12 protein-coding genes are annotated in these 18,766 nt (G+C 41.1%); 4 read left to right on the plus strand and 8 right to left on the minus strand.

Annotated features, from left to right (window positions below):
• Window positions 1-242: 242 nt before the first annotated feature.
• From recA to FHW89_RS23780, 4 genes are all read right to left on the minus strand, one after another.
• The gene (gene recA / locus FHW89_RS23765) at window positions 243-1,250 is read right to left on the minus strand and encodes a recombinase RecA (RefSeq protein ID WP_166091538.1); all 1,008 of its coding nucleotides are present in this window, start codon (window positions 1,248-1,250) and stop codon (window positions 243-245) included.
• 207 nt (window positions 1,251-1,457) lie between these two features.
• Window positions 1,458-2,219: an endonuclease III gene (nth, locus tag FHW89_RS23770; RefSeq protein WP_172337552.1), complete on the minus strand. Its 762-nt coding sequence runs from the start codon at window positions 2,217-2,219 to the stop codon at window positions 1,458-1,460.
• Window positions 2,220-2,425: 206 nt separating this feature from the next.
• Window positions 2,426-2,620: a hypothetical protein gene (locus tag FHW89_RS23775; RefSeq protein WP_172337553.1), complete on the minus strand. Its 195-nt coding sequence runs from the start codon at window positions 2,618-2,620 to the stop codon at window positions 2,426-2,428.
• A 211-nt stretch (window positions 2,621-2,831) separates the two neighbouring features.
• On the minus strand, window positions 2,832-3,416 hold the full coding sequence (locus tag FHW89_RS23780; protein ID WP_076375554.1) for an RNA polymerase sigma factor: 585 nt from the start codon (window positions 3,414-3,416) through the stop codon (window positions 2,832-2,834).
• Between the two features lie 481 nt (window positions 3,417-3,897).
• Here FHW89_RS23780 and uvrA point away from each other — a divergent pair, with 481 nt between their 5' ends.
• The 3 genes from uvrA (at window position 3,898) to FHW89_RS23795 (ending at window position 9,910) form a co-directional block, all read left to right on the plus strand.
• Complete coding sequence (gene uvrA / locus FHW89_RS23785; RefSeq protein ID WP_172337554.1) at window positions 3,898-6,810, plus strand: excinuclease ABC subunit UvrA; 2,913 nt, start codon at window positions 3,898-3,900, stop codon at window positions 6,808-6,810.
• Between the two features lie 193 nt (window positions 6,811-7,003).
• Window positions 7,004-7,585, plus strand: coding sequence for a glycoside hydrolase family 19 protein (locus FHW89_RS23790; protein WP_172337555.1), 582 nt, complete (start codon window positions 7,004-7,006; stop codon window positions 7,583-7,585).
• A gap of 381 nt (window positions 7,586-7,966) precedes the next feature.
• Entirely contained in the window at window positions 7,967-9,910 is a 1,944-nt protein-coding gene (locus FHW89_RS23795; RefSeq protein ID WP_172337556.1) for an IPT/TIG domain-containing protein, read from the plus strand.
• A 140-nt stretch (window positions 9,911-10,050) separates the two neighbouring features.
• On the opposite strand, the gene FHW89_RS23800 is transcribed toward FHW89_RS23795, so the two are convergent.
• Together FHW89_RS23800 and tsaD are read right to left on the minus strand one after the other, a co-directional pair.
• Window positions 10,051-10,221, minus strand: coding sequence for a hypothetical protein (locus tag FHW89_RS23800; protein ID WP_172337557.1), 171 nt, complete (start codon window positions 10,219-10,221; stop codon window positions 10,051-10,053).
• Window positions 10,222-10,346: 125 nt separating this feature from the next.
• Window positions 10,347-11,348 (minus strand): tRNA (adenosine(37)-N6)-threonylcarbamoyltransferase complex transferase subunit TsaD, encoded by a 1,002-nt coding sequence (tsaD, locus tag FHW89_RS23805; protein WP_172337558.1) that lies wholly within the window; start codon window positions 11,346-11,348, stop codon window positions 10,347-10,349.
• Between the two features lie 174 nt (window positions 11,349-11,522).
• Here tsaD and FHW89_RS23810 point away from each other — a divergent pair, with 174 nt between their 5' ends.
• Window positions 11,523-15,971: a translocation/assembly module TamB domain-containing protein gene (locus FHW89_RS23810; protein ID WP_172337559.1), complete on the plus strand. Its 4,449-nt coding sequence runs from the start codon at window positions 11,523-11,525 to the stop codon at window positions 15,969-15,971.
• Here the strand turns inward: FHW89_RS23810 and FHW89_RS23815 are convergent.
• Together FHW89_RS23815 and FHW89_RS23820 are read right to left on the minus strand one after the other, a co-directional pair.
• Window positions 15,965-17,170: a bifunctional 3,4-dihydroxy-2-butanone-4-phosphate synthase/GTP cyclohydrolase II gene (locus FHW89_RS23815; protein WP_172337560.1), complete on the minus strand. Its 1,206-nt coding sequence runs from the start codon at window positions 17,168-17,170 to the stop codon at window positions 15,965-15,967. The genes FHW89_RS23810 and FHW89_RS23815 overlap by 7 nt on opposite strands.
• Before the next feature lie 165 nt (window positions 17,171-17,335).
• Window positions 17,336-18,757, minus strand: a complete 1,422-nt coding sequence (locus FHW89_RS23820; RefSeq protein WP_172337561.1) for an LptF/LptG family permease — start codon at window positions 18,755-18,757, stop codon at window positions 17,336-17,338.
• Between the last annotated feature and the right edge of the window lie 9 nt (window positions 18,758-18,766).

The raw sequence follows: 18,766 nt of genomic DNA on the forward strand, positions 1-18,766 counted from the left end.
GAATTATCGATTTAGTGAATTGGTGATTTATTACCTGGGGATGAAGATCATTAGTTCTTCTTGCTAACAAGTTTGTCATCCTGAGCGTAGCGAAGGATCTATTCATTAACCTGCATATCGTATAATAGATGCTTCACTCCGTTCAGCATGACAAGGGCGCTTTAAAAACAAGAAAGCCTCCCAAATGGGAGGCTTTCTAATATCAAAAATTCAAAATCCGAAATCGAAATTCCGAAATCAATCTATTCTTCAACCAAACTTTCGCCGGTAACGGTTTCTTTAATTTTGGTTTCCAGTTCTTCCTGTAGTTCAGGGTTATCCAGGATCAGTTGTTTAACCGCATCACGGCCCTGGCCCAAACGAGTTTCGCCATAGCTAAACCATGAACCCGCTTTTTTTATGATGTTATATTCAACACCCAGGTCGATGATCTCACCAGCTTTTGAAATACCCTCACCGAACATGATATCAAACTCGGCCACGCGGAACGGAGGAGCCACTTTATTCTTAACAATCTTCACCTTTACGCGGTTACCTGAAACTTCGTCGGTATCTTTAATTTGTGATATACGGCGTACATCCAAACGTACCGAAGCATAAAATTTCAAAGCATTACCACCGGTAGTGGTTTCGGGGTTACCAAACATTACACCAATCTTATCTCGCAATTGGTTGATAAATATACAACAGCATCCGGTTTTGCTGATAGTACCTGTTAGTTTACGCAAGGCTTGCGACATTAAACGCGCGTGCAGACCCATTTTGGAATCGCCCATTTCGCCTTCAATTTCCGCTTTGGGAACCAAGGCGGCAACAGAGTCAACTACCAGGATATCGATAGCGCCAGAACGGATCAGGTTATCGGCAATTTCCAGTGCCTGCTCACCATTGTCCGGCTGGGAGATCAACAGATTCTCTACATCCACACCTAATTTTTTAGCATAGAAACGATCGAAAGCGTGCTCCGCATCAATAAACGCGGCGATGCCACCTTTTTTCTGTGATTCCGCAATGGCGTGGATAGCCAATGTGGTTTTACCTGACGATTCAGGTCCGTATATTTCAATAACCCTTCCTTTTGGTAAGCCGCCAACGCCTAAAGCGATATCCAGACCTAAGGAGCCGGTTGATATTACTTCTGTAGGTTCAATAACGGAATCACCCAACTTCATGATGGTACCTTTTCCGTATGATTTTTCCAGCTTATCTAAAGTAAGCTGTAATGCCTTCAATTTATCTGTGTTGCTCATCTTAAAAATTTCTAAAACAAATATATAAATGTTTTATTTAAAAATACTAATTTTTTTAGTAATTTATTTACATGATTAAATATTTGTCATGCTGAATGCAGTGAAGCATCTATTATAAGATATACAAGTTGATAAATAGATCCTTCGCTCCTCAGGATGACAATGCTTAATAATAACAGATAAACTTACCTAACCCGCCACTAGCAATCAAATATCTTTATCCACACTGCGTTTCTTTAGTTCCTTACTAATGGTATTCAGCGCTTTTTTCTTTTTGGCTTCTTTGGCTTTCCGGATCTTTGCTGCTTCGGCTTTTAATAAAGCCGTTTCGGTATTGTGCTGTTCATAGTATTTGCAAAACCAGGTAAGCGGACATATTTCGCATTTAGGGCTCCGCGCCAGGCAAATATACCGGCCATGCAGTATGAGCCAATGATGAGCAACGCCTATATATTCTTTGGGAATGTGCTTGATCAATTGCTTTTCGACAGCCAACGGGGTGGTTGCATTATGCGTAAGGCCAATACGATTAGATACCCGGAACACATGCGTATCTACAGCCATGGCCGGTTCTTCGAAAATTACCGACGCGATAACATTGGCTGTTTTACGACCTACCCCAGGCATTTTTTGCAGGTTTTCGATACCCGCAGGTACTTCACTGTTAAAAACATCTACCAGCATTTTTCCCATACCTACTAAATGTTTGGCTTTATTATTAGGATAGCTTACACTCCGTATATAAGTAAAAACTTCTTCCGGAGTTGATGCGGCCAGGTCTTCGGGCGTAGGGAACCGTTCAAACAGCCTTGGTGTAACCTGGTTAATGCGTTTATCGGTGCATTGAGCCGACAAGATCACGGCAACCAATAATTGAAAAGGGTTATCGTAATGCAGTTCGGTAACGGGATTGGGTTGGTTTTTTGAAAAATATTCAACAAAATGGCGGTAGCGTTCGGCCTTAAGCATTTTTAAAATTAAGAATTTTTTTATGGTAAAGATCGTGCTCCTATAGTTTAATACATATATTATAATATGTATTAAACTATATTATCAATTACACGATCCATATAAAATAGAAAGGTTCATAAATCATGCCGGATGTTGGTTTCTGTTCTCTCGAACATCCGCCTCCATCAACAATTATGATCTATGAACCAGCAAGTTCGGAATACTTAACGCAGGCTTTTAGAGTAGTCAAGTATCTGGTGTATAGTTTGTACCTTGGGTTTTTTGTTCAAAAGGTCCAAATCAGCGCGAATTGAATTGTAAAATATCAATTCGTCAGCACCCAGATTTTCTTGTGCATTCTCGTCCATTAAAGCCTGGTTGGCAATTCCATTTAATGTTGTTGTAAAGGTTTCATCCATAAGCTTATTTTGTTGTAAATTTTATATGATTTATAACGGCGACTTAAAGATAATATTTTATCAAATGAAAATTAAATGAAATTTTTTTTACGGGTTAATTTTTATCACCCTAAGTGAATAAGTTAAGTTATTAATCACAAAAAATCGGGCTATTGAAAAAAGACCACCACTTAACCAGCAGATCTATTGATCAACAGCCCGATTCTTTTTATTAATTTTTTAAGCTCAACTCTTTACTCTGCATCATTTTGCGGAGGTTATTGAGGGCATAACGCATCCGGCCTAAAGCGGTGTTGATGCTTACTTCGGTTATATCAGCAATTTCTTTAAAGCTCATATCGCCAAAGTGGCGCATGATCAATACCTCTTTTTGCTCTGACGGTAAAAGCTGTATCAGCGTTTTCAAATCTTTATGGGTTTGCTCACGCACCATCCTGTCCTCGGTGCTTTCATCATAATTACCCAGTACTTCAAAAATATCAAAATCGTCGCCATTGCTGATCATAGGCGCACGTTTTTCGCGACGGAAGTGGTCAATAACCAAATTATGTGCAATACGGGTTACCCAAGGTAAAAACTTACCTTCTTCGTTATACTTTCCAGCTTTCAGCGTATTGATAACTTTGATAAAGGTATCCTGAAAAATATCCTCGGCCAGATACTCGTCTTTTACAAGCAGGTAAATAGAGGTATATATTTTGGTCTGATATCGTCTGATCAACTCCACTAGCCCAGCTTCATCACCGGCAATGTATAGATGGATTAGATCCTGATCACTTTTCAATTGAAAATCCATAGAAAGTACTACTTAAACTTAATTTTTAGTTAAAAACTTATAAAGTAAAGTATATTCTATAGCGTGCTCCTTAGGGGTTAAGAAATTGTTACTTCAAATAAAACAAATTCCCGGCTAAAAAACAAATTATATTTTTTACTTACTTCTGTTAATCAGGTTAATTGGTATTATGAACGGCTTCGCCCTTTATAATTCTTACACCTATCCAGGGGTTTGACAAGGGCGCCCGGCAATGGTTTAATCACTTACTCAAAAAATTTATAAATTCCCCCCTGTTTTTCGCTATTAAGTATTTAAAAGTCAGCAAACTGTAAAGTCAGAAATTTATTTGGCGTAAATCCCCAAACAAAGTAAAACCCATTTGGATTCTGCTAATTTTTTTAGGATTTTTGCATTCCGGAAAAAAGACCATGGTCAATTGTCCATAGACCATAGCTTTGAGAAACAACTATGGTCTATAGACCATCGACTATCAACTATTATGACTAAAGAAGCAGAAAAAGATCCGCAGAAACATATCATTATTAAGGGGGCCCGCGTACATAATTTGAAGAATATGGATGTGGCTATCCCAAAAAACAAGTTGGTTGTGGTTACTGGCATGTCGGGTTCGGGCAAGTCGTCACTTGCTTTTGATACCTTATATGCCGAAGGTCAGCGTCGTTATGTAGAAAGTCTTTCTTCCTACGCGCGCCAGTTTTTGGGGCGGATGAACAAACCCGATGTGGACTATATTAAAGGCATTGCACCTGCTATAGCTATCGAACAAAAGGTCATAACCTCCAATCCGCGTTCCACAGTAGGTACCTCTACCGAAATATATGATTATTTGAAACTGCTCTTCTCCCGGATTGGTAAAACTATTTCCCCGGTATCTGGTCAGATAGTAAAAAAAGACTCTGTTACCGATGTGGTAAATTTTATACTATCGTTACCGAACGAGAGCCAGGTAACAGTTTTAGCACCACTGTACCCGCATAATAACCGCAGCTTAAAAGAGGAACTGGCCGTTTTAATGCAAAAGGGCTTTGTACGGGTCGAATACCTCAATAAGCTATCAAAAATTGAAGCTTTACTGGAGGATGAATCCATTGAAAACACTTCTCTGGTAGCTGAGGTTCATGGAGAGAAGAAAGCTAAAGGCAAAAAGCTGAAAGCTGAAAGCGAAGAAACCATAACACAGGAAGAAGAGGCCCCTACTCATTACCCCGGTGTTCGTATCGTAATTGACCGGATATCAAAGAATGAAGAGGACGAAACCATAAGCCGTTTGGGCGATTCGGTGCAGACCGCTTTTTTTGAAGGCAAGGGCGATTGCTATGTACGTTACCAGGAACCAGATGCCGACGGTGAATTGGAACGTTTTTTCTGCGATCGCTTTGAACTTGATGGTATTAAATTCGAGGAGCCTACACCCAATTTCTTCAGCTTTAACAATCCATACGGCGCTTGTAAAAAATGCGAGGGATATGGTAAGGTGATCGGTATTGACGAGGACCTGGTGATCCCCGATAAAAGCAAAAGTATATATGAGGGTGCTATAGCCCCATGGCGCGGCGAAAAAATGCGCGAGTGGAACGATATACTCATCAAACACGCTTTGCAGTTTGATTTCCCGATACATCGCCAGTACAATCAGCTAACAGAAAAACAACAACGCCTGTTATGGACAGGCAATAAATATTTCCGTGGCCTGGATGAGTTTTTCCATGAGATGGAGGCGCAGACCTACAAGATCCAATACCGGGTTATGCTGTCGCGCTACCGAGGCAAAACCACCTGCCCGGAATGCAAGGGCAGCCGCCTGCGTAAAGATGCATCGTATGTAAAGATCAACGAACGTTCTATTACCGATGTGGTATTAATGCCATTGGATAGAGCTTTGGAGTTTTTTAAAGGACTGCAATTAAATGAAACGGATGCCAAAGTGGGTAAACGCCTGCTGATGGAGATCACTAACCGCTTGTCGTTTTTAAATGATGTGGGATTGAGCTACCTGACGCTTAACCGTTTGTCAAATACCTTATCAGGTGGTGAATCGCAGCGTATTAATCTGGCTACATCACTGGGCAGCAGTTTGGTAGGCTCGGTATATGTATTGGACGAGCCAAGTATTGGTTTGCATCCCCGCGATACACAGCGCCTCATCAGCGTATTAAAATCATTGCGCGATGTGGGTAATACAGTATTAGTGGTGGAGCACGAAGAAGAGATAATGGAAGCTGCAGACCACATCATTGACATTGGCCCCGAAGCCGGGACTCATGGCGGCGAACTGATCTTCACAGGTACTTACAAAGAGATATTAAAGGACGAACACAGCTTAACAGGCAAATACCTGAGCGGCCGTGAATCCATAGCCATACCAGCACATCGCCGTAAATGGAATGATTATATCGAGATCAAAGGCGCGCGCGAAAACAACCTGCAACATGTCACGGCTAAATTCCCGTTAGGGGTTCTTACCGTAGTTACAGGAGTGTCCGGTTCGGGTAAAACCAGTCTGGTAAAACGCATACTGGCGCCTGCTCTGCAAAAAGCACTGGGTAATTATTCGGGCGAACAAACTGGCTCGTACGATGGCATCGATGGTGATTATGCTAAAATAGAACAGGTAGAACTGGTCGACCAGAATCCCATTGGTCGTTCATCACGCTCCAACCCGGTTACGTATGTAAAAGCCTGGGACGAGATCCGCAATCTGTATGCTTCACAACCGGCAGCAAAGGCCGCGGGACTAAAACCATCAGCATTCTCCTTTAACGTTGAAGGCGGTCGCTGCGACGTTTGCCAGGGCGAGGGCGAAGTGAAGATAGAGATGCAGTTTATGGCCGACATCTTCCTGACCTGCGAAACCTGTGGAGGTAACCGCTTTAAGCAACATATACTGGACATCACTTACAATGAAAAAAATGTAGCTGAAGTGCTGCGCATGACCATTGATGAAGCACTGATCTTCTTCGCTAAAGAACCTAAGATCATCGCTAAGATAAAACCTTTGGTTGATGTAGGTTTGGGCTATGTACAATTGGGTCAATCGTCAAATACACTCTCTGGCGGCGAGGCACAGCGTATTAAGTTGGCATCGTTCCTGGTAAAGGGCAACAACACCAATAAAACATTATTTATTTTTGACGAACCTACCACTGGTCTGCATTTTGCCGATATCAAAAAATTGCTCAAATCATTTGACGCCCTGTTGGAACATGGCAATACCATTATTGTAATAGAGCACAACATGGATGTGATTAAATGTGCCGACTGGATTATTGACATTGGCCCCGAAGGCGGCGACCGCGGCGGAAAAGTGGTATTTGAAGGTGTACCTGAAGATCTGATTAAAGAGAAAAAATCACATACGGGTTATTATTTGAAAGAACGGTTCGGAAAGTAATTATTACTCTTGTCATAACTAAAAAGGGTTGCTGTAAACAGCAACCCTTTTTAGTTAAAATCTTCACACTGCGCGGATATAAATTCCCTCTTTATTTTCCCTTCCTAAATACTTATATTTACCTCGTAAAGCCCTAATCTTTTGTTATCCACCTGTTTACCAGGCTTATTATTAACACCTAAATCTTAATCTCATGTCTGATACAAAAGAATTCTACGTAGACATCCGTCCAATGTTTGGCGGACATTTAACACAAAGCCAGGTTGATGGTATCCAGGCCATACTCAAAGCCACAACAGAGGCGGGCATTACAGATGATCGTAAAACCGCTTATATACTGGCCACTGTTTTTCATGAAACCGCTAAAACCATGCAGCCAATTGCCGAATTTGGTAAAGGTGCTGGGCACGATTATGGCAGAAAGCTAAAAATGGGTGGCGGCCCGGGTAAACGCATCCCCTACACCACTCCCGATGAGTTATATTATGGCCGTGGTTATGTACAATTAACCTGGTATGAAAATTACGATAGCATGGGCAAACTGCTCAACATCGACCTGCTTGATAACCCAGATCTGGCTTTACAACCAGCCATAGCCGCAGCCATTATGATCAAAGGAATGACCAAAGGCTTATTTACAGGCGTAGGCTTGGATAAGTATTTTACGGATAAACTTACCGACTGGGTAAATGCCCGCAAAATCATTAACGGTCTCGACATGGCCAAAACCATATCAGGCTATGCTCAAACTTTTTATAAGGGGCTAACAGAGTAGCATCCGGGAATCTGAAAGAGAAAAATAACCTACCAGTTATTTAACCTTCAATTAAGTAACCGATATATTTGACTGGGAGATGTGAGCAGTACTGTTTCCGCTTTTGTTGGCAATAAGCCCAAATGCTCACTATTTAAAGGCAAACGGCATTCATCCTGATTACCTTTTAGTTAAGTTCAAATAGTATTTAAAACGGCGTGTATTTCCGTTACCTTTGCCCCTCCTTGAACTTTATTGCACATACCCCCCTGATTGAATATGATTACACCATTACAAAACTTTTTTAAAGCAGTAAGCTTTATACTGCTTATTATTACTTTTTTTTCTTGTTCAAAAAGTCAGAAAGATCCAGATTTAACACCCGACAAACCGAAGCCAGCCTTGACCGCAAAAATCAATGGGACAGACTATAACCTGACAGCTACAGATTTTACATCGACCTATTATGCCACGGATGGTGACGATGTAAAAGCACTGCAAACTACCGCCAACCTGGATGCCAGCGGCAGTAAACTGGTATTCTTCATCAGCGATCTTAAAGGCGGATCGGTTAACCTCAGTAAAAAAGCGGGTACCTCTTTAAATCCAGGCAATCCAACCTTAAAAGTAAACGCCTTAACAACTACAACTACTTCTGTACAAACCTATGTACAGTATATTAACAGTGGTAATATCTATTTCGCCAACTCGGGCAACATTACTGTTACCATCAATGCCAATACTGCTATGGTAAGCTGGGATATCGTATTTAAAGATGCGGCAGGAAAAGATTTCGCGTCAAATGGCTCTTATACGGCTGCCAATTTTACCAGTAATACTAAACCAAAAACGCAGATAGTTGATCCTACACCGGTTTCGGCCAAACCTACTATTGAAAGTATTAGTCCGCAGCAAGGCAAATACAATGATACGGTAACCATAACCGGTGTTAATTACAGTTCGGTTTTAACAGACAACTTAGTGAAATTTAACGGCGTGGACGCCGTGGTGAAAACAGCTACCCCAACCCGGCTTAGGGTACTTGTGCCCTTAACAGGTACTACCGGCAACATCAGTCTCAAAGTAAAAAACAGTGAAACTGTTAATGGCCCTGTGTTTACTTATGCTGCCTTGCCAAACCTCACCGACGTTAAGCCTACGGAAGGCAGAGCCGGGGATATAGTAACCCTTACAGGTATCAATTTTAGCAGCAACCCGGCCGACATTGTTGTTAACTTTGATAATGCTATTGGAACTATTGTAACAGCAACCTCCACCCAGGTTACTGTTAAGGTTCCGGCTGGTTTAAAAGCTGGAGCCTTTGTGCGTCTTACCATCAGCATTAAAGGTATTAAATCAGCTTCAGTAAGCACCTATCTGATTGACGCCCCATATCCCAATCTGAATTGGGAAAGCCTGACGTCGATTCCGAGGCTACAAAATATTAATCAAATGATACATATGGGCTCAACGCTGCTTATTACCGGCGGCAACAATGCTAACTTTCTGTATTATAGCGCAGATGGAAAAACATACTCAGATGTAGCATCTAATCTCCCCTTTAACAAATCAAAAAAACTAATTATCAATGTTTTAAAAGCCTATAAAAGCGCTTATTACATCTCTACTAATCTTGGTATTGCCAAATCAACCAACGGCATTTACTGGACTAAGCTTACGCCCGAAACTACCGCACCCGATACGGGCTTTACAGGTATTACAATTACCAACAATTACGTTGCAGTGGTAAGCGGTAACAGACTCTACCGATCAACCAACAGTGGTAACAGTTGGACCCGCACCAATATCAGTGTGCCAGGTGCTACGCTCAACTATACAACTGCCATTACTGATAGTTACAGTAGCAATAACTTTTTTGCAGTAGACACCAGTAAAAACTACACATCCAAAGAAGAAAAATTATTTTATCGTTCAGCAGATAACGGAGCTACCTGGGAAGCAACTAAAGGTTATACCGGCATTTATTATTATAATTTAGGTTATAAAGATTTTCTGGCTGCCGCCAGTTATAGTGTATTTTGCGCGTTTAGCTATAAAGGGGCGGCTCAAACAGAAGGCAGCCAGCGCCTTTACAGATCAACCAACAAAGGCGACTCCTGGACTCAGGTGGGTACGGAAGCATGTAACGTGATCAAAGCTGATAGTGCAACCGTTGCTTATGGTAGCCAAACCTTTAATCTATCCAGCAATGATGGGGTTAATTTCAAAAGCTATCCTATGCCTGCTGGCTACACTTTAGGCGGTATTGAATTTACCAACAATTATTATTATATCATGGGTTTTAATACAGCTGGTGACCGTAAAATATTCCGGGCAGCAAGGTAAAGAGCCCATTTCCGGTACAAACAAAAAGCCTTCCATATTTATTGTGGAGGGCTTTTTGTTTTATGACAACTGCTCGATGTCTATTAATCAAAATCTAACAATCATCAACACGTTCAGCGCAATCAAAATCAATCAGCGGTCTACTGCCCGCCTGTTTTAACGTACATATAAACTATGCCGCCTACCACAATAATGGCCAGTACAATAAGTCCGGTTACACCTTTCTTTTTATCCTGGCGCATCAGCCAAATTAAAAAAGCAACCAATGGCAACACAAAAACTGCCCAGAAAATCAATGAAGGAATGTTCATATTTTTAATTATTAAATTGGTGATTTACTGAATTAGTGATTATTGCCAATTAATGAGTTATTGAATTATTAATACAACATACAATCCCTTCAATTCACTAAATCACTAATTCAGTAAATCACTAATTAAAAAGGCATCCTTGCCAGCGGAGCTGTCTCCTGTCCGGCAAATTCACCTTTTAAGTATTTATAGTAACCGGCAATGGCTATCATGGCCGCGTTGTCGGTACAGTACTCCATTTTGGGTATAAAGCTTTCCCAGCCATTTTTTGCGCAGAGCTCCTGCAGTCCTAAGCGTAAACCGGTATTGGCCGATACACCGCCCGCCAAAGCAATTTGTTTTATGTCGCACTCCTGCGCTGCCTTTTGCAATTTGTTCAACAGTATGGTAGCTATACGTTTTTCAACCGACGCGCAGATATCCGGCAGATTCTGGCTGATAAAATCAGGATTCTTAGCCACGTTATCCCTGATAAAATATAAAATCGATGTTTTCAATCCGCTAAAGCTAAAATCCAGGCCCGGTATCTGTGGCTCAGGAAATTTGTAAGCATCAGCATTGCCCTTGCGCGCGTATTTATCAATCAACGGGCCACCCGGATAAGGCAAGCCTAATATTTTGCTGGTTTTATCCATGGCCTCGCCCGCGGCATCATCAAGCGTTTGGCCAATTACCTCCATATCAAAATAATCTTTCACTAAAACTATTTGTGTATGTCCCCCAGAAACGGTAAGACACAAAAATGGAAATACAGGCTTATGATCGCCAATAAAATGGGCCAATATATGGGCCTGCATATGATTTATATCAATAAGCGGCAGGTTTTTAGCCAGCGCAAATGCCTTAGCAAATGATACACCTACTAAAAGTGAACCTAAAAGTCCAGGTCCGCGGGTAAAAGCTACTGCATCAACATCATTTTTGCTTACTTTTGCATTCAATAATGCTTGTTGTACAGCAGGAACAATATTTTGCTGATGAACCCTTGAGGCAAGCTCAGGGACAACGCCTCCATATGCTTCGTGAATGGTTTGATTGGCAATTACATTGCTCAGTATCTCTCCGTTAACACAAACAGATGCGGAGGTTTCATCACATGAAGATTCGATTCCTAAAATTACAGGCACAATATTAAGTCAAAAGTCAAAAGTTTAAAGTCAAAAAATGACCTTACCCTTTGACACGTTATAAATACATTTAGAAAAGTAAAACATTTCAAACGGTTTTGAATTTTTACTTTTGAATTTTTAATTAATTACAAAGTTATTAAAAAAGTACTCAATATAGCGTTAGGGATAGTGTTGTTCATTTTATTGACACTGAGCATACTTTTACTGGCGTTTCAGTATAAACCTGTACAAACCTGGGCCGCTAAAAAAGCCGCGGGTTATCTTTCGGACGAGCTGCACACCACAGTTAGCATCAGAAGCTTGTACATCAGACCTTTTACTTCTGTAGTATTAGAGGGTTTATATGTGCTCGATAAAAAACGGGATACCTTATTGAACACACCGAAGCTGGCTGTGGATATTGAAGGTTTTTCGCTCTTCTTCAGCATCAAACAACGAACTATCAATTTTGAATCTATTCAACTGGATAACGGTTCTTTTTATCTCAAAAAACAAAAAGACAGTACTACCAACCTCAAATTCATAATTGATTATTTTAGCTCAGGCGATACCACCCAAAAAGCTAAAAGTAAACCCTGGACACTTAATTTCGACAAAATCACCATCAATAACTTTCATTTCCGCTACAAGAATCAGTTGGTTGATACAGTGCTGAACAAGGTTAATTTTGACGATATCGATGTAAATCATTTTAGTACGGTAGTGACGGGTATGGATATCAAAAACCACTTATTCAAGGGTAATGTTCAGCACCTTACATTACAGGAAAAAAGTGGTTTCTACGTAAAAAACTTTACGGCGCATACTACTATCGATACCAACCAGATCTTATTGCAGCATCTCGCTATTCAAACCCCACACTCCGATCTGAAAGACTATTTTCACATGCAGTTTAAATCATTTGATGACTTTGATGATTTCGAAAACCGGGTAAACATGGATGCCGACTTTAAATCATCACGTATATCATCATCAGATATTGCCTACTTTACCAGCGGCATGGGTAAAACCACGTTTGACCTGGGTATTGAGGGCCGTGTTAAAGGATTGGTAAATAACCTGAAGGCCAAACACGTTACCATTAGCGGCGGTCAGGCCACTTTTATAAAAGGTGACTTTAATTTACGAGGCCTGCCCGATTGGGATAATACTTTCCTCGACCTGAAGTTTGATCAGGTTGCCTCTAACAAAAAAGATCTGGATTACCTCATCAGCCATTTTTCGGGTAATGCAACCATGAAAGTGCCAGCCATCATAGGTAAATTTGGCAATATCAACTTTACCGGCAGGTTCAATGGCCTGCAGAATGATTTTGTTGCCTACGGCATATTCAAAACAGGGCTTGGTAGGTTTGATACCGATATCAATCTCAAAATTGATAAGAAAAACGTTCCAAGCTACAGCGGCAAACTGGATGCCTTTAATTTTGACCTGGGCGCCCTGCTTGATGAAAAATCGCTTGGCCGCACTACCTTTAACGCCGACATACAAGGGAGGGGTGACGAGCTTAAAAACCTTACCGAAAAAGTTGACGCCCGTATCGCTAACATAAATTACAACAACTACACCTACAATAATCTTACGGTAAACGGTTCGTTCATTAAAAAGTTGGCCAACGGACATATTACCATCAATGATAAAAATGTAAAGCTGGATCTGAAGGGCTCTGTAAATTTAAATCCCGTGCTACCGGCATATGATCTGGCGGCAAGCATTAAGGATGCTAACCTGAACAAGCTCAAACTTATTACAGATACCATCACCATAAGTACACAGCTAAAGACCAAATTTTCTGGTAATAGCCTGGCTAATATTGAGGGTAATATTTTACTTTCTCCTGCCAGGGTTGTTGATCCGCGCAACAATTATGTGGTTGATTCTTTATATCTGTCATCAACCGGAAAAGGCAACAACCGGGAGATTGACTTAAAGTCAGATTTTGCTGATGGCAGTATCAAGGGGATTTTTGATTTGGCCACACTACCCTCCTATTTTAAGACCATTGCTAAAAAATATATCCCTTCATTAAAAACAACTACTGTTACGCCCAAACCCGAGCAGTTTACATTTAATCTTACGCTTAAGAATACCGACCCGCTTACCGCCATATTTGTACCAGACCTGAAAATACCCGATCAAGGTACTCTTGTAGGGCAATTTGATTCGGAAAAGAAAACGGCTATCCTGTCTGGCTATATCAAAACATTTAAATATGGTAAAATTGTATTTCACGATTTCATCATCGATGAAAACACTACCGACGATATGCTGGGCCTTAACTTATCGTTAAGAAAGATTGACCTAAGTGACAGCCTGTTTATTAAAGACATCAACATTACCAATTTCCTGAAGCATGACAGTCTTAATTTTAACGTAAAGCTGTCGGATAAAAACGCGGTAAACCAGCTCGATCTTTATGGCCTGGTTGAATTTGGACGCGATACTACAGCCAAATTAAAACTGCTACCTTCTGACGTTATCCTGGAGAAACAAAAATGGCACATCCAGGAACAGGTTCGCATCAGATTGTTAGATGGTAAAACCCAGGTATCGGGCTTTGAATTATCCAATGGGCTACAAAAGGTGCGCATTAATGGCTTTATATCCGATAACCCGGCCGATGAACTGAAGCTCTCCTTCGAGAAATTCAACATGCGTACACTCAATCAGCTAACCCGAACTTCGGGTATCTATTTGAGGGGCTATCTGAATGGCGACGTGAAGTTTACATCCATTACCAAATCGCCCGGAGTTGACGCGCATTTGAATATCGACTCATTAACCATGAACCGGACACTGATTGGTGATCTAAAATTAGTATCAACCCTTGGTAACGATCGCAAACAGGCCGACATGAAGTTGAACATTCTAAACCGTGGGCTGGAAACCATGAACATCGGGGGTACCTACTACTTTGGCCATGACACCGATGACAACCTGGACTTTGATGTTAAAATGAACCAAACCGAAGCCATTATCTTTACCCCTTTTATCAAAAATCTGGTTTCTAATGTTAAAGGCCACATCTCTACTGATCTTAAACTTTCCGGGAAACCATCAAATCCCCAGTTTAACGGCAGTATAACGCTTGAAAATACTGGCGTTACTGTCAATTATCTTAAAACCGCTTATGTTGTTAATAATAAACTAAGTGTAAACAACAGCGTTGTCAATTTGAATAACATGATATTAAAGGATATACGCGGGGGTACAGGTACAGCAAGTGGCACAGTTGACCTTAACAACCTATCCAACCCTGATATTCAAGTATCTGTTCTTGCCCGTAATCTGATGGCCCTAAACACTACATTTAAGGACAATCACCTTTATTATGGCACGGCATATGGCAGTGGTACATTTAGCTTTAAAGGGCCGGTTGATAATATGAAGATTGATATTACGGCGCGTACTGAGGCTGGTACGGTTTTCAATATCCCGCTCAATACTTCATCAACTGCCAGTGAATATGACTTTATAAGATTTGTTGGGCATAAGGATACGGCAAAAGTTGTAAATAAAACCCGGGCGTTTAATGGCGTTACCTTAAATTTTGACCTGAGCGCCGATGAAAAGACGGTTGTTAAAATAACCACTGATTATGGTTTACTTGAGGGTAGCGGTGTTGCCAATAATTTAAAACTCAATATTAATAGCCTAGGCGATTTTGAAATGTATGGCGACTTCCTGATATCCACAGGTAAGTTTGAATTTACCGCCAAAAACTTCATCAGCAAAAACTTTACGGTAAACCAGGGCGGTACCATCCGATGGACAGGCAATCCATCAAACGCCGAGATAAACCTGAAAGCTTTATATGAGGTGCGAACCAGTAAAGCCCCGCTTTATGCAGCCGCTGGCTTACAAACGCCAACTTCGTCACAACAAACATTGGTACAGGCACAGCTAATACTAACCAAGTCTTTGTTGCAGCCAAATATTGATTTCGACTTTAACTTTCCTACTGATCCTTCGGTAAAGGATGATTTGGCTACGTACCTGGCTGATAACAACAATCGCAGTCAGCAGGCAATTAACATTATTGTACGCCGCAGTTTCACATCAAACAATAATAATAACAATTTAATTGCGGGCACTGCAGAACAAATGATAAGTGAATTTGCCTTCAACAAGCTCAACAACCTGATATCACAATCACACATCAAAAACTTTGATTTTGATTTAAACATCCGTTCGCTTAACGAAGCTAATGCTTCATTGAGGTTTTTTAATAGCAGACTATCATTTAACGGAAGCTTATATAACAATACAGGCTCCAATGACCTGTTCAACAATACCTCCAGTTTGTTTAACGGTAATTTAACTAAAGACTTTGAAGCATTGTACCAGATTAGGAAGGACGGAAATTTGACAGCAAGATATTCTTACAGGTTGCTGAATAACACCACACTCAACCCCTTAAACAATCTCGACTTTCAGTATGTGAACGGATTTGGTTTAGTATACTCCCGTGATTTTGACACTTTTGGTGAATTCATCAGAAACATATTCAGACGTAGCAGACGAGACAGAACATCGTCGTCTACAACGCCTGCACCGGTTCCGCCTACAACAACAGGCGGAACACCGGCAGCTAAAAAATCAGATGATGAAGATCAGTGATCTCTCATAATAGCATGATCCATCTTATCTCTTTTGGTACGCAAATATGATTCGTTATGTGGATTTGACGCGATCTCGATAGGTACATTCTCTACAACCTCCAAACCATAACCTATCAGGCCCGCACGTTTCTTGGGGTTATTGGTCATCAGACGCATTTTTGAAATACCCAGGCTACGCAATATCTGTGCTCCGATACCGTAATCACGCTGATCCATTTTAAAGCCTAATTTAATATTGGCCTCTACTGTATCCAACCCATTTTCCTGCAGATGATAGGCTTTTAGTTTGTTGATCAAACCAATACCACGCCCCTCCTGATTCATATATACCACAACACCTTTGCCTTCGTTACTGATCATCTCCATAGCCTTATGTAACTGAGGACCGCAATCGCACCGGCATGAGCCAAAAATATCGCCGGTAACACATGAGCTGTGCACACGCACCAAAATGGGCTCATCGGGCTCCCAGGTGCCTTTGATAAGAGCCAGGTGATTTTCGCCGGTATCTAATTGGGTATAGCCTATCATTTCAAAATCGCCCCATTCCGTTGGCATTTTTACCGATACTTCTTTTCTCACAAGCGTTTCGGCATTCAGGCGGTAAGCGATCAGATCTTTTATAGATACTATTTTAAGATCGAACTCTTTTGCCATCAACAACAGATCGGGCAAACGGGCCATGTCGCCATCCTCTTTCATGATCTCACATATTACACCGGCCGGTTCAAAGCCAGCCAAAACAGCCAGGTCAATAGCGGCTTCGGTATGCCCGGTTCTGCGCAGCACACCGCCATCTTTAGCAATCAGCGGAAAAATATGCCCTGGTCTGCCCAGATCCTCCGGTTTTGTAGCCGGATCAATTAACGCCATAGAGGTTTTTGACCTGTCTGACGCGGAAATACCTGTAGTACAACCATGGCCCAAAAGATCAACAGAAACAGTAAAGTTAGTTTCGTGTGAGGTGGTGTTATGGCTTACCATGGGCTCCAGTTCCAACTCGCGGGCACGCTGCTGTGTAATAGGTGCACATACCAGTCCCCGGCCGTGGCGTACCATAAAATTGATAGCTTCGGGGGTGGCATTACGCGCCGCTGTTAAAAAATCGCCTTCATTTTCGCGGTCTTCGTCATCAACAACAATGACCATTTTCCCGGCTTTTATATCTTCAATTGCTTCTTGTATCGTATTTAGCATTATATAAGTATTTGATAGGACTTAAATAGAATAAGCCACAAAACATTTTAAAAGTTAAACAAATTTATGATATATAAAAATGTTTCTGGTCGGTACTGTGTAAAATCCCTTTCGGTAGCAAGGAGAGCAGGCTTACTATAAATGATTACGGTGAATGACAGGCAATTAGTTGCTTTTGCGCTTAATTAATTTATTAAAAAACCTTTTATAAAGCTCTACATCAAATATTACCGAATCTGTAGCAGCTTTGTACGACAGGAAAAGCCCGATGGGAGTAAGTATGATAATGGCTATCCACATACCAAAAACGATTGAAATACTGCCGGCCCTAACCGATTTTTCGCCTATGGTGGAGATAATGTAATATATCAGAAAAAAAATAACAGATATCACTACCGGTAAACCCAACCCTCCTTTACGTATAATAGCACCCAGCGGCGCACCGATCAGGAACAGGGCCAGGCAAGCTGCCGAAAGCGTGAATTTCTTTTGAACTTCTGATGCGTAACGTCTTATATTAAGCGTATCATCGTTATAACGGTCGGTACGGTTCTTCAATATATCCTTTATCGAACGGATTTCTGATGCCGCGCTTGAAAGGGCCACCACCTGGTCACTAAGTTTCATGCTTTTCAGCACCCCGGCCTTATCGGCTGGTATATATTTAACCGCAGGCTTGGGCGGCAAGTTAAAAAACTTAATATATGGTGTAACAAGCTTATAATTCTGCACAATACTCCCATCAACCTGGTGCTGTACAGAATCGACGTAAGACCTTAGCTGTTTCAAATTCATCATTTGTGATGCCGACTTGAATTCATTTTCATTGGTACGGGTCATTTTAAGCCCTTCCAAACTAAATTTTTGTTCGGTTTCCTTAAAGCGGAACCGCGACAAGCGCTGCCTGGTATTATAGGTGGCATTATCGGGCGCCGACTCTTCATACCTTACGCCATCTTTTAATTTCAGCACCAGAAATTTATCACCCATGGTTCGAAACATGGTACCTTCACGGGCAATAGTAACGGTTGTATTATTATTATCAGCGCTTTTTTGGTATATCATGATACCATATAATCTTTGCCCATCGGGATCTTTACTTTTTACGCGGATAGTGTAACCAGTAAAGCTATTGCTGAAAACCATTTTAGGCAACAGATCGGCCGATTTTTGCTTACGTGCATCATACAGCAATGAAAAATACTTTAGGTTAGCTACCGGCAACATATAATCTGAGAAGAAAAATGCGGCTACACTCAAAATTGTTACCACCACTATCATGGGATACATAGCCCGGCGTAAAGATATACCCGCTGCCTTTATGGCTACCAGCTCATAATTTTCGCCAAGAGAGCCGTAAGTCATAATGGTTGAGAGCAATACAGACAAAGGCAATGCCATAGAAACATTGGTTGCCGAATTGTATAACATCAATTCAAGAATGGTGTACCAGGCAAAACCCTTACCTATCAGATCGTCGATGTATTTAAACAAAAACAACATCAACAACACAAACATTACGATGAAAAGCGTACTTACAAAGGGTCTTATAAACGATTTAAGGAGTAAAAGATGTATCTTTTTCATTAACGCAAT

Source organism: Mucilaginibacter sp. SG564, assembly GCF_013149275.1.
In the GTDB taxonomy this organism is placed as follows: Bacteria; Bacteroidota; Bacteroidia; order Sphingobacteriales; family Sphingobacteriaceae; genus Mucilaginibacter.

Bases quoted from the DNA above. Each gene is read 5' to 3' on its own strand.
- FHW89_RS23780 (WP_076375554.1), bottom strand. From the start codon at position 3,416: ATGGATTTTCAATTGAAAAGTGATCAGGATCTAATCCATCTATACATT.
- nth (WP_172337552.1), bottom strand. From the start codon at position 2,219: ATGCTTAAGGCCGAACGCTACCGCCATTTTGTTGAATATTTTTCAAAA.
- FHW89_RS23815 (WP_172337560.1), bottom strand. From the start codon at position 17,170: ATGCTAAATACGATACAAGAAGCAATTGAAGATATAAAAGCCGGGAAA.
- FHW89_RS23800 (WP_172337557.1), bottom strand. From the start codon at position 10,221: ATGAACATTCCTTCATTGATTTTCTGGGCAGTTTTTGTGTTGCCATTG.
- recA (WP_166091538.1), bottom strand. From the start codon at position 1,250: ATGAGCAACACAGATAAATTGAAGGCATTACAGCTTACTTTAGATAAG.
- FHW89_RS23775 (WP_172337553.1), bottom strand. From the start codon at position 2,620: ATGGATGAAACCTTTACAACAACATTAAATGGAATTGCCAACCAGGCT.
- FHW89_RS23820 (WP_172337561.1), bottom strand. From the start codon at position 18,757: ATGAAAAAGATACATCTTTTACTCCTTAAATCGTTTATAAGACCCTTT.
- uvrA (WP_172337554.1), top strand. From the start codon at position 3,898: ATGACTAAAGAAGCAGAAAAAGATCCGCAGAAACATATCATTATTAAG.
- FHW89_RS23790 (WP_172337555.1), top strand. From the start codon at position 7,004: ATGTCTGATACAAAAGAATTCTACGTAGACATCCGTCCAATGTTTGGC.